This window comes from Bacillus paralicheniformis (assembly GCF_001042485.2).
In the GTDB taxonomy this organism is placed as follows: domain Bacteria; phylum Bacillota; class Bacilli; order Bacillales; family Bacillaceae; genus Bacillus; species Bacillus paralicheniformis.
Genome location: NZ_LBMN02000036.1, coordinates 227712 through 240844, shown reverse-complemented (window position 1 = coordinate 240844; position 13133 = coordinate 227712). Strand labels below are relative to the sequence as shown.

General features: G+C 43.4%; 11 protein-coding genes. 10 read left to right on the top strand and 1 reads right to left on the bottom strand.

Features of this window, described 5'->3' with window-relative positions:
• The first annotated feature begins 136 nt into the window (after positions 1-136).
• From ACH97_RS20165 to ACH97_RS20120, 10 genes are all read left to right on the top strand, one after another.
• Positions 137-859: a response regulator transcription factor gene (locus ACH97_RS20165; RefSeq protein ID WP_020451999.1), complete on the top strand. Its 723-nt coding sequence runs from the start codon at positions 137-139 to the stop codon at positions 857-859.
• Positions 856-2637, top strand: a complete 1782-nt coding sequence (locus tag ACH97_RS20160) for an ATP-binding protein (protein ID WP_023857482.1) — start codon at positions 856-858, stop codon at positions 2635-2637. The genes ACH97_RS20165 and ACH97_RS20160 overlap by 4 nt, the downstream gene beginning before the upstream one ends.
• 420 nt (positions 2638-3057) lie before the next feature.
• Complete coding sequence (locus ACH97_RS20155) at positions 3058-3759, top strand: response regulator transcription factor (RefSeq protein ID WP_023857481.1); 702 nt, start codon at positions 3058-3060, stop codon at positions 3757-3759.
• A 3-nt stretch (positions 3760-3762) separates the two neighbouring features.
• Complete coding sequence (locus tag ACH97_RS20150; protein WP_050820862.1) at positions 3763-5214, top strand: HAMP domain-containing sensor histidine kinase; 1452 nt, start codon at positions 3763-3765, stop codon at positions 5212-5214.
• Positions 5211-6344, top strand: coding sequence for a WD40 repeat domain-containing protein (locus ACH97_RS20145; RefSeq protein WP_031305183.1), 1134 nt, complete (start codon positions 5211-5213; stop codon positions 6342-6344). The genes ACH97_RS20150 and ACH97_RS20145 overlap by 4 nt, the downstream gene beginning before the upstream one ends.
• A 314-nt stretch (positions 6345-6658) precedes the next feature.
• On the top strand, positions 6659-7489 hold the full coding sequence (locus tag ACH97_RS20140; RefSeq protein WP_035338499.1) for a polysaccharide deacetylase family protein: 831 nt from the start codon (positions 6659-6661) through the stop codon (positions 7487-7489).
• A 34-nt stretch (positions 7490-7523) separates the two neighbouring features.
• Positions 7524-8438: an LCP family glycopolymer transferase gene (locus tag ACH97_RS20135; protein WP_043054360.1), complete on the top strand. Its 915-nt coding sequence runs from the start codon at positions 7524-7526 to the stop codon at positions 8436-8438.
• Positions 8439-8710: 272 nt separating this feature from the next.
• Complete coding sequence (gene sigX / locus ACH97_RS20130; RefSeq protein ID WP_023857476.1) at positions 8711-9295, top strand: RNA polymerase sigma factor SigX; 585 nt, start codon at positions 8711-8713, stop codon at positions 9293-9295.
• Positions 9231-10337: a GerMN domain-containing protein gene (locus tag ACH97_RS20125; RefSeq protein ID WP_057957860.1), complete on the top strand. Its 1107-nt coding sequence runs from the start codon at positions 9231-9233 to the stop codon at positions 10335-10337. Before sigX ends, ACH97_RS20125 begins: the two co-directional genes overlap by 65 nt.
• A 123-nt stretch (positions 10338-10460) precedes the next feature.
• The gene (locus ACH97_RS20120; RefSeq protein ID WP_035338504.1) at positions 10461-11285 is read left to right on the top strand and encodes a M23 family metallopeptidase; all 825 of its coding nucleotides are present in this window, start codon (positions 10461-10463) and stop codon (positions 11283-11285) included.
• 48 nt (positions 11286-11333) lie between these two features.
• Here ACH97_RS20120 and serA read toward each other — a convergent pair whose 3' ends face one another.
• Positions 11334-12911 carry a phosphoglycerate dehydrogenase gene (serA, locus tag ACH97_RS20115; protein WP_048350044.1) on the bottom strand — a complete coding sequence of 526 codons (1578 nt, stop codon included), beginning with the start codon at positions 12909-12911 and terminating at the stop codon, positions 11334-11336.
• Between the last annotated feature and the right edge of the window lie 222 nt (positions 12912-13133).

Here is a 13133-nt window from a genome sequence, read left to right as displayed (position 1 = left end):
GTGCAGGAAGGTCCGGGCTTTTCGCCGGGCCTTCCGCAGCTTATCGTTTTAAATTGGGAAAGGCCATTCTTAGCTTGGCTTACGATCGCTTTTCTAATAAAATGAATGTAAGAAGATTCAAATCAGGAGGTTTACGATGGAACAGACGAAAGAGACAAAAATATTAGTAGTAGACGATGAGGCAAGAATCAGACGACTTTTAAAAATGTACCTGGAAAGGGAAAATTATAAGATCGAGGAAGCCGAGAATGGCGACGAAGCCATCGATAAAGCCCTGGGCAACGAATACGATTTAATCCTGCTCGATTTGATGATGCCAGGAACCGACGGCATTGAAGTATGCCGCCAAGTACGCGACAAAAAAGCCACTCCGATCATCATGCTGACGGCGAAAGGCGAAGAAGCGAACCGGGTGCAGGGCTTTGAAGTCGGAACCGATGACTATATTGTAAAACCTTTCAGTCCGAGGGAAGTGGTGCTGAGAGTCAAAGCGCTCTTGAGAAGATCATCGCAAACCTCTTATCTGAATACAGATACAACGGCAAAAAATGTTCTTGTTTTTTCTCACTTATCCATTGATCACGATGCACACAGAGTTATGGCGGACGGAACCGAAGTCAGCCTGACGCCGAAAGAATATGAACTGCTTTACTTCCTGGCCAAAACTCCTGATAAAGTATACGATCGTGAAAAGCTGCTGAAGGAAGTATGGCAATACGAGTTTTTCGGCGATTTGAGAACGGTCGACACCCATGTTAAACGTCTACGTGAAAAATTGAACAAAGTCTCGCCGAAAGCTGCGAAAAAAATCGTAACGGTATGGGGTGTCGGGTATAAATTTGAGGTCGGAAACGAATGAAGTTTTGGAAGAGCGTAGTCGGTAAACTGTGGTTTACCATACTGCTTTTAGTTTCATTTGTCTTATTTATCCTTACGTTCTTTCTGCTTGAGTTTATTGAAAACTACCATGTCGATGAAGCGGAAGCTGATTTGACAAAGCTCGCCAGCAAGGTGGCCGTCATCATGGAAAACCATAAAGACCAGGAGACGGCCAGATCGATCACATGGGAGCTTGCCGATGAACTGACGAGCATCACCGTTATCAAAAATGAGAATGAATATTGGTATTCACCGCGGGAAAATCAAAAAGTGGCTTCCATTACATTAAAAGATATTAAAAATGATTCCGATCTGAACGAAGCGCTTCAGAAGCATCAAAAAGTGCAGAAGCGGACGGTCATCTCCGATCAAAAGAACGATCAGCTGATTGTCGGTGTACCGTACGGGAAAGGCGAAGATGAAGGCATGGTGTTTCTTTCTCAATCGCTTCTTGCCGTGAAAGATACGACACAGCATACGACAAGGTATATTCTCTTTGCCGCTGCGATTGCGATTGTGTTAACGACGATTTTCGCTTTCTTCCTGTCAAGCCGGATTACCTACCCGCTCAGAAAAATGCGGCAGGGTGCACAGGATCTTGCAAAAGGGAAGTTTGATACGAAGATTCCGATCCTGACCCAGGATGAAATCGGCGAGCTGGCGATTGCCTTTAACCAAATGGGGCGCCAGCTGAAGTTCCATATTACAGCGCTCAATCAGGAAAAGGAGCATTTGTCGAATATCTTAAGCAGTATGGCAGACGGCGTGATCACCATCAATATCGACGGGACGATCCTTGTGACTAACCCTCCGGCTGAACGCTTTTTACAGGCCTGGTATTATGAGCAGAACATGAATGTAAAAGAAGGCCATGAACTGCCTCCTGAAGCGCGTGAGCTTTTTCAAAACACCGTCGGCACGGAGAAGGAGCAGATGATTGAAATGACCCTGCAAGGCAGAACATGGGTGCTGCTCATGAGTCCGCTGTACAATCAGTCACATGTGCGCGGAGCGGTCGCCGTTTTGAGGGATATGACGGAGGAAAGACGGCTTGATAAGCTGAGAAAAGATTTTATCGCCAATGTCAGCCATGAGCTGAGAACACCGATTTCGATGCTTCAAGGGTACAGTGAAGCAATCGTTGACGACATTGCAAGCTCTGAGGAAGAAAAAAAGGAAATCGCGCAGGTCATCTATGACGAGTCTTTACGAATGGGAAGGCTTGTGAATGATTTGCTGGACCTTGCCAGAATGGAGGCGGGCCATATTTCCTTAAACGTAGAACAGGTGGAGCTCCGCGAATTTTTCGAGAGGGTGTTCAGAAAGTTTTACGGAGTGGCCGGTGACAAAGAAATTACGCTTTCTCACAATCTTGATCTGCACGAAGCCAAATTTGTGTTTGATCCGGACAAAATGGAGCAGGTATTAACGAACCTGATTGACAACGCGATCCGCCATACAAATGCCGGCGGCACCGTACATGTCGATGTGCAGTCAGCGCAAAGCGGGCTGAAAATCGCCGTGAAAGACTCGGGCAGCGGCATCCCAGAAGAGGACCTGCCGTTTATTTTTGAACGCTTTTACAAGGCGGATAAAGCAAGGACGAGAGGAAAAGGCGGGACGGGCCTCGGACTTGCGATCGTTAAAAACATCGTCGATGCACACAACGGATCGATCACCGTCCACAGCATGCTGAACGAAGGTACTTCCTTCACGTTTTACATTCCAAGAAATAAGCAGGATGTTGGCCAAATTTGACGAAGAATCTTGTTCCATAAGAAACAAAGAGCACCTGTTCATGAAGAACAGGTGCTCCGTTATTTGAGGGCAACTTGTATCCAAGTTGTAAAATTTCTGCTTATCCTGAAACGTTTTTGCCTTTGTTGCCGTTAAAAGAGTGGGGATTCCAAAAGACAGATGAACATCAGAGGAAATGGATGAAGGATTTGGACAAATGGACTAGTGAAAATCACATATGGACATAATTGCTCCCGTTCTGATCATCTATAAAAGGCCGTTCATTTTTTCTGCGCCTTAAAAGTCCACCAGCACTCCAATTGCGGACCGTCAAAGGAAGAGTTTGGTTTGGATTTATGTATAATCTCTATAGAAGGATGCGAGAAACAAAAGAGGTTTCTAGACAAAATAAGCTTGAAACAGGGAATGAGTGATGACTTTATGGATAAAACCAAAATACTGATTATAGAAGATGATGAAGCAATTGCTGATTTGCTTGCTTACGGGCTGACGTCCGAAGGTTTCGAAACGTGCACGGTCAATAACGGCTCTTCAGGCATGAGGAAATTAGATCAATTCAAACCTGATCTTCTGCTGCTCGATTGGATGCTGCCTGACTGCAGCGGATTGGATATTTGCAAAACAGTGACTGAAAGCTATAATATTCCGATACTGATGATCACCGCAAAATCAGATGTCACGGATAAAATACTCGGGTTGGAATTCGGGGCCGATGACTATATTACAAAGCCGTTTGATCTGCGCGAAGTTGTCGCGAGAATCCGCACGATCCTTCGGCGTCTGGAACAAGCCTATCATGTGAACGAACGGGAAACGGAAAAAGAGGATGAGATCCGGTTTAAAAATATTGTGATCATCCCGGGTGAAAGACTGGTGAAAAAAGACGGGGCAGCCGTCGAATTGACTCCTAAAGAATATGATCTGCTGATGACTTTGGTTGATCATCGGGGAAAAGTTTTTACGCGTTCAGAGCTTTTAGAATTCATTTGGGGATACGATTTTTTCGGTGACACCCGTACAGTTGATACCCATATTCAAAGACTCCGCAAAAAGCTCGATGCAAGCGACTTGATTAAAACGGTGTTCGGTATCGGATATAAATTCGAGAAGCAGGAGGAGTAGAGAGTGTTACGGACCATCAAGGGCAAGTTTATTGTTGGCTTTTTTCTGATTTTTTCTCTCTCTTTCCTTGTGCTCAATCATACGGTTAAGAACGTGATTTGGTCGAGTAATGAAAAAATTGTAACATCGGATTTAGTCGAACTGAAAAAAAACAGTACCGTCTATGTAAACCAGGCATTTTTAATCAATCATTATAAAAACAATGAACTTTATTTCGGTGATATGGCCGATGAAATGGTAGATAATTTGAATCACTCCACAGGAAGCAATGTCGGTGTTTATACCGTGAATGGCGCATTGTTGTCTGCTTCTGATCAGAAGGCGTTTTCCCGTGGAAGTAATGAAGATCTTAAACAGGCGATCAAAGGAAAGACTGCCTATCATATCACCTATAATCGCAATAAAGCAGAAGTGTTTTTTTCATATCCGGTTGTCGTTGAAGGTACAAAGGTAGGCATATTGCGTTTTTCGAAAAATTTTGACCTGCTGTATAAGCAAAGCGGAGAGGTTCTGGATATTGTTTTTTACATCGCGCTTGCCATATTTTTGGCGGCGTTCCTTTTCTCCTATATCCTGTCCAGACATATCACGATTCCGCTCGTCAAGCTGACAGATGCCACCTCGCAAGTCAAGAAGGGCAAGCTGGATATGGATATTCACTTTAATAGGAAAGATGAAATCGGCCAGCTTGCCGTCAACTTTAACGATATGATCAGCAGAATTCGAGAACAAATTTTAACCATTGAAAGGGATCGTGACCGTTTAAAGGAACTGAACGAACAAGAAAAACGATTTTTTGACAATATGACGCATGAGCTGAAAACACCTCTGACTTCCATCCAAGGATATGCAGAGATCATAAAAGATAAAGGGGAATCGGATCGGGTGTTTTTTGATAAAGGAATGAACCACATTGTTGAAGAAAGCAGGCGCCTGCATCATTTGGTGATCAAGCTTCTTGAAGTATCCCGGGAACCTGCCAAGGGAGCTCAATTTGACAGGGTCGAGGCAGGGGAAATTTTAAAAGATGTTTGCGAATCGATGAAGTTTCGGGCAGAACGGTATAAGAAAAGGATTACCTGTGACATTGAAGATGGCCTGTACGTTCACAGTCATGTGAGCAGGCTGCGCCAGCTTTTCATCAATCTGCTGGACAACGCCATCAAATACAGCTTATCTCATTCGGAAATCATCATTAAGGCCGAAATCGTTGGAGAAACCATTCTTTTTACATTCAAGAATCCAAGTGCTCCATTGGAAAATGACCAACACTCCAAAATGTTCCAGCCCTTTTATTCAGTCAATCAGAAGATTAAGGAAGAAGGAAGTGTAGGCTTGGGATTAAGCATTGTGAAAACAATTGTTGACGAACACGGAGGAACAATCGAGATGTACTACAAGGAAAACCAAACAGTGATTCATGTTGAATTAGCTTACGCAAAGGTTGAGAAATGATGAAAAACAAACCGTTTATCATTTGGGCAGGAGTGCTGTTGTTTCTGGCCATTATCGTGTCCAGTTATAATGTCGGAAAAAGATCTGAAACGATTATCATCCCAAGCGGGGAAGACAATCATGTCGATGACCAGAAAACCCGCCCTTTTCAAGTCAATACGATTTATCGCCTTCCAAAAGCAGGGCAGCTGCTTGGGTGGTCTTCACCGGATTCCGTTGTCGGTTTTTTCAAGGGAGATGGGACATCCGAACGTACAGCGCGCAGTCTTCAGCGCCTTTCCTCCCCCTATGAAAAAGCTGAAATCGTAAAAGGCATTGAAAGCAACATGTCCAACCTGAAAATGTCTCCAGACGGAAAGCGTATCGCCGGAGTCACTTTGTCATTAAGTAAGACATCAATGCAGCTGTTTTCGCCGGCGAACGGAAAAAACACAGAAATCGCCAGCATCTCCGCCAGCAATGAGGTCTATGTCCAAGATGTTTCATGGTCAAATAATAGCAGATACGTTTGTTATCTCGTTTTAGATGTTGGGCAGGGGAATCAGACAAGCCTTCGTGTTTATGATACGGATTCCGGAACGCTCAAAACGTATACATTGAATGATTTTGCGGAGAAAGATTCGCTTACGGGAGTTAACATCTCTGATAATGGACGAGATTTTTTGCTTACCGTGTTGCAGCGTTCCGACGAGTACGGAATCAGAATAGGAACGATTGACGGCAACCGCATCAAAATCCAGGACAAGCGTCTGGACAGCCGCGGCGGACCGGTTTGGTTAAACAATGATCAATTTGTATTCCTGGACACAGGGGAAACCCTGTACGAATATGATCGCAGAAACGGCGAGCTTTCTGCTCTGCTCGAAAAAGTAACTGTTTTTAAATTCTCAAACGACTTAAAGAAAATCGCTTACTCTTTGAAGGATGAAGACAATATCTATGCAGGCAAGCTTCAAGGGAAAAATATCCTCTATGAAGAACCGATATACCACGGCACCATCCCTTCGGAAATATATTGGAGCCCGGACGGCAACAGCCTGCTCGTTAGCGCACAATACCAGTATCCTTCTATGGAGAGTGCATCGGCGCGATTTTTAGAAGAACAAGCTTATATCATCACATTTAAATAACCGATCGTTTTATACTTTAATATCAGGCAAAAAAACCTTATTTCAGTTAAATACCGAAATAAGGTTTTTCTTTTTATCCATTCCTTTCTCACTATCCCCTTCAAGGTAATAAGTCTTATTATTTACTGATTAACATCCCTCAAAAAATGATGTTTTTCCTCTTTTTGTGACATTTTGTTTACAAGTTGGCCGAACTTCTGCGATATCTTCCCTTTATATTTAAAGAGCATCCTTCTTATAGAACGTTGTCTTGTATGTGACGAGATTAAAAGAAACCTAGTGATTGATAATTACAGCTTAAGGAGTTGGAAAAAGTGTCAAATTCACCAAAAGAAGATCGTAAATTGAGCGCACTAGGAAAATTAGTGCTGGGTATGTTGATTGTACTGGGGGTGACTTTGTTATGCATTTCGTGGAATGCACTCGCTGGTCCAAAGCAGGAACCGCTAAAAGAAAATTCCTCCGCTTCAGCACCTGTGACGGGAGGCAAACATAAAGCAGAGAAAAAAGAAAATAAGCAAACAGCGCCGGAAATCGGAAAGGTCGTCTATTTGTCATTTGACGACGGGCCGAATCCTGCGGCTTCAGATAAGATCTTAAGTTTGCTCGATAAGTATCATGCAAAAGCTACTTTTTTCATGTTAAAACCGAATATCGAACAAAATCCCGATATTGTGAGAAAAATGGTTGAAAGCGGCCACTCTGTCGGCTCTCACGGAGTGACGCACCAAGTATCGAAAATCTATAAATCTCCTGAAAGCTTTGCAGCAGAAATGAACGATACGTTGAAAACGATCAAAGAAACGACCAACGTTGACACACATTTGATCAGATCGCCTTACGGATCAAAGCCTTATATTACCGGTCCATTTCAAGAAGTCATTAAGCGCGACCACTTTAATCTTTGGGACTGGACTGTTGATTCAGAGGACTGGAAATCTGCAAATACAAACGGTCAATTCGTCAATAATGTGATTCAGCAAGTCAATAACCTTTCCGGTGTTGAGCCGCTTGTCGTATTAATGCATGAAAAACCGACAACTGCGGCCCATTTGGAGAAACTATTGAAATACTTTCAGGAAAACGGATATGAAATGAAGCCTATTCATGATTCGATAAAACCGGTTCATTTCAGATGGAATTAAAAAATATGACCTGGATCAACAAGGAAGGGATACTATGGTGAAAATGAGAAAAAGAAAACTAAAGATGAAAAATGTGATATTGTTCGCCCTCGCGCTAGTGATAACGATTGGCAGTGTGGTTTCATACGGGATTTACCGTACCGTCGCAAAATCAATAAATGGAATGTACGAGCCTCTTCACAGGGATGCCGAGCAGAAGGATACTGCTCCGCACCATCCTATATCCATTCTCTTATTAGGGATAGATGAGCGCCCTGGTGATAAAGGACGACCGGATTCTATGATTGTGATGACGATTAACCCGGAGACAAAGAAAACGACAATGACAAGTATTCCGCGTGATACAAGGGTGTTTATCAAATCGAAGAATAAATTTTCGAAAATGAATTCGGCCTACACCTATGGCGGAATTGAAGGGACCGTTGAAACTGTAGAACAATTTTTGAACATTCCCATCAATTATTATATTAAAATCAATATGGATGGGTTTAAAGATATTGTCGATGCAATTGGCGGCATTACGGTGGATAATCGGATTGATTTCACCCTTGAAGGCGTGCATCTGTCAAAAGGAAAGCAGCATCTTAATGGCAAAACTGCTTTGACATATGCTAGGATGAGAAAAGACGATCCCCGCGGTGATTTTGGACGTCAAGAGCGTCAGCGTGAGATCATCAATGAAATCATTCATGAAGGTGCCCAATTAAAATCATTAACAAACTATCAAGGAATTTTGACAGCATTAGAAAAAAACATCAAAACAAACTTAACACTGGACAAGATGATCGATATTCAACATTCTTATAAAGAAGCTGCCAAGGATATTAAACAGATAGAAATTGAGGGTGAAGATAAAAAAGTTGACGGCTTATGGTATCACCTGGTGACTGACGAAAAGAGAAAGGAGATTTCCAAAAAGCTTCGCCAACAATTGGACTTAAAGTCATAAACGAATGAAAATCAGTCCATTTCAAAGGATCCGCCTTTAGGAACGTTCCGATTATGAGTATACGGACGCAGCTTAGTGAGAAAGCGGAAGTTCCTGTAAGCTTGGCACCTGTTCATTTAGAACGGGTGCTTTTATGCTTGTTAAGTTAAAATTAAGCTTAACTTTAGTTAAACCCCCTTTCCATTTTCATATGTTCGTAATATAGTTGTAATAGTTGTAATGTAACCTTTTAAGATTGACAAACGACAATAAATTGAACGGAGGGGTTTCAGGTGGAAGAAACCTTTCAGAAAATATATGATCAGTATCATCAGGATTTATTTCAGTTTTTATTTTATATGGTAAAAGACAAAAACCAGGCAGAAGACTTAGTTCAGGAAGTATACATCCGCGTCCTGCATTCTTATGAAACATTTGAAGGCAGAAGCAGCGAAAAAACCTGGCTTCTTTCGATTGCGCGGCACGTTGCGATCGACTGGTTCAGAAAGCAGCAGACGATCCGCCAGCGGATTTTGGGGACGTTTGACTGGGAGAAGCAAGATGTAAAAGACCGTAAGCCTCTGCCTGAGGACATCGTGATGCAGAATGAAAACCTGAAGGAAATTTTCGAGGCCCTTGACAGGTGTACGCTTGATCAAAGATCCGTTATCGTATTGCGGTTTATCCAAGGGTATTCGATCAGTGAAACGGCAAAAGCCTTAAATTTTTCCGAAAGCAAGGTGAAAACCACTCAGCACCGCGGTCTGAAAGTGCTTCGTAAACAGATGGAGCTTTTGAAGGAGGATCCAAAGAATGAAGAAGTCAGAATGGAACGAAGAACGGCTGAAGGCGTTACTAAGCCAACTTCCAACGGTTAAGGATAATCGTTCGGCAAATCAGATCTATCAAAAGCTGATTTTCGCACCAAAGCGTAAATCACCGAAAAAACGGGTCGGCGCATTTGCTGCTACAGTTTTGGTTCTCTTTCTTCTGATGCTGATCACTCCTCAATTAATCGAACAGATCAGATCTCAAAACAGCGCCGACGCCAACATTTCATCTGACGGAAAATTGGTGCAGACGGAGGCTGATGCTGCCAAGTCTGAACCTGCAAATACGTTTGTCGTCTCCCAGAATCAAAAAGACGACTATATCACCTTCGCTTTCCTTGACAAGTCCAAGTCTGTCGTTGTCCCGATAAGTCTTGAGAAAAGCATAAGCATGACGAATCTTGAAGATGCACTTCACGCATACAGCCGGCTTAAAGTGGACCAATTTACATCATTTGATACATCTTATCTTGATCAGGTGAAGTTCAAAGAACAGAAAAACGGTAAAAAACTGACGATTCAAGTAAATGAAAAAATACCGGAGCTTTCAGTGGAAGATTTCGAACGGCTGAAAAATGTGATCAACGAAACCTTTAAATGGGGTTCATATGATTCTGTTTTGTTTATTTCCGATGATGAATCTGGCGTTGAATTTGAATCATTCGGAATGCTCGCTGATATGGCGATTATGCATCAGACGCAAAAAGGCTACTATTTATATGAAAGCTCTGACGGACGCCGGTTCCTTGCACCTTCAAGCGAATCTTACGAAACGGTGCAGGAAGCGATAAAGATGATGAAAGTTAAAGAAAGCGGCACTCATTTACAACCCATTCTATCCGATGATACAAAGATTGAAGATATTCAAAAGAATGGAAAAGAACTGATCATTCAATTTTCTTCCTCCGCGAATATTGAAAATAAACCTGAAGACGTTTTGATGGTTGAAGGCCTTCTATTGACCGCCAAAGATTTCGGGTTCACAAAAGTGAAATTTAAAAATGCATCCACAACCAAGGTCGGCGCCTATGACTTGTCGAAATTTGTACAGGTTCCTTACGCACCGAATCCGATAACGATAGAAAGCTAAAAGACTCCCCGCGCGGAGTCTTTTTTTGATGTATAAAATGTATTGATTTGGAAGTATACTAAGCTGTCTCCGAATAGGGGGAATTTTACCGCAGATGCTTGTAATAGGAGGATATGGAAACCCTTGAAGATACTCAGACATCAAAACTTCCTGTTCGCGATCGCATGGCTTTCGGGGCTTGCGTTTCTCGTCACTACGCCGGGAGCGGCAGCTTCAGAGTGGATTGAACCGATTAAAGGGGAGATCACAGATCAATTCGGGACGAGAGACGGAAAACATAAGGGGCTTGACATTGCCGCTCCTGAAGGGGAAGCTGTAGCGGCAGCCGCAGACGGAACGGTAAGCAAATCGTATCAATCGGACTCCTACGGCCACGTGATATTTATCAAACATGACAACGGATATGAAACCGTTTATGCCCACTTAAGCAAACGCCTGAAAAAGGAAAAAGAACGGGTGAAAAAAGGCGAGCAAATCGGAATCATCGGCAATACGGGAATATCGACCGGAACCCACCTGCATTTTGAAATGCATCACGGTTCATGGACTGAAGATAAAAGATATGCAATCAATCCGCTGACGGTGCTTCGTGAAGAAGCGTTCCAGCAAAATTCGGTCCACGTTCATCAAAACACCGGGACAATGAGCGGTGCCGTAACTGTTCAAAAAGGGGACACGCTCTGGAAAATCAGCAAGGATAGCGGTATATCTATCGAGGAGATCATGAGAATAAACGGGTTGAAACATTCGAAGCTTAAGGCCGGCCAAACACTCCGCCTTCATGACGATGAACCGAAGACCGGCACATATGTGGTGCAGAAAGGGGATACGCTTCATCATATCGCCGAAAAAATGGGCGTTACTGTCCGGCACCTCAAAGAATGGAACGATTTGAAAGGCGAACAGATTTATCCCCGCCAGCTGCTTGAGATCAGGGAGAGTTCCTAAAAAAAACGGAACCCGAAAGGAATTTCTTTCAGGTTCCGGGGCTTTTTATTAAGGAAGGTCGATGACTTTAACAGACACGATATCCGGGATGTTTTTCAGCTCATTTAAAATATCGTCCTCAAGGTGGCGGTCAAATGAAAGCATCATGATCGCTTCTCCGCCTTTTTCTTTTCGGCCCACCTGCATAGTGGCGATGTTGATGTCATGGTCTCCTAAAATTCGTCCGACATGGCCGATAGCCCCCGGTTTATCCTGGTGGTGAATATACACAAGGTGTCCAGCCGGATAAAAATCGATATCAAAGCCGTTTAAGGCAACGATGCGACCGCCGAAGTTCGGAATGTACGTCGCTCTTAAAGAGAATGTCGTCACATCTCCGGTTACAGTCACAGAAATGCAGTTTTCATAGCCTGACTCATTGGAAGAAATTTTTTCGCTGAAGCTGATGCCGCGCTCTTTCGCGACAGTGCCGGCATTCACTTCGTTGACGGTAGCCGCGACCCTCGGCTTCAGGAATCCGGCCAAAAGGCTTTTCGTAATAAATGACGTTTCAAGCTTGGCGATAGAGCCTTCATATTGAATGGCTACATCTTGAACAGGCTCATTCATACACTGAGACACAAGGTTTCCGATCGTATTGGCAAACTGATGATAAGGCTGGATTTTTTCGAATGAATCCTTTGTCATGGCCGGAAGGTTGATCGCGGACATCACAGGATTTCCTTGCGCATATTGAAGGACTTCTTCGGAAACTTGTGCAGCGACATTCAGCTGAGCTTCTTTCGTTGAAGCGCCCAAGTGAGGAGTCGCGACCACAAGCGGATGATCGATCAGTTTTGAATCGACCGGAGGCTCGACTTCAAACACATCGAGGGCAGCGCCTGCGACATGTCCGCTTTCCAAAGCTTCCAAAAGCGCCGCTTCATCGATGATCCCGCCTCTTGCACAGTTCACGAGACGAACGCCTTTTTTCGTCTTTGCGATGGTTTCTTTGTTCAAAAGTCCCTTCGTTTCTTTTGTGAGTGGGGTATGAACTGTAATAATGTCAGCGCATGCCAGAACTTCTTCAAAGCTGTTCGCGTTAACGCCGAGCTTGCTTGCCCTTTCTTGCGTCAGGAACGGGTCAAATACATGAACGGTCATGCCGAACGCTTTTGCGCGGCTCGCGATTTCGCTTCCAATGCGGCCCATTCCGATGATGCCGAGCGTTTTTCCGTAAAGCTCTGAACCGACGTAAGCCGAACGATTCCACTCCCTGGATTTAACGGAGATGTTTGCCTGCGGAATATGTCTCATTAACGCTGAAAACATTGCAAAAGTATGTTCAGCAGTTGAAATTGTATTTCCGTTTGGTGCGTTTACGACGATGACACCGTGCTTTGTCGCCTCGTCAATATCGATATTGTCGACGCCGACACCTGCTCTGGCAACAATTTTTAGCGAAGTCATCTTTTTAAACAATTCTTCGGTCACCTTCGTGGCGCTCCGCACCAAGAGAGCGTCAAACGTATGAAGCTCGTCTTCCGCTTCCGCAACATTCTTTTCTACAATTTCAATAAAATCTGCTTCCATTAATGGTTTGAGGCCGTCGCTGGACATTTTATCTGAGACCAATACTCGAAACATGTAAGATTTCCTCCTAAATAAGCGTCATAAATATCTGATAATTTACCATATTCCATAAAGGGTGTCAATGAGTTTCGCGCGGAAAGACGAAAATTAAAAATGAAATAACTGTGAATGTGCGGTTTTTAGTGTGTGGAAAAAGTGAGTTTGCCGAAATATCCTGAAGGACGTCCCAAAACAGCTCAATAAGCTTTGAATCTGTACATTTTTTCACAATTCATT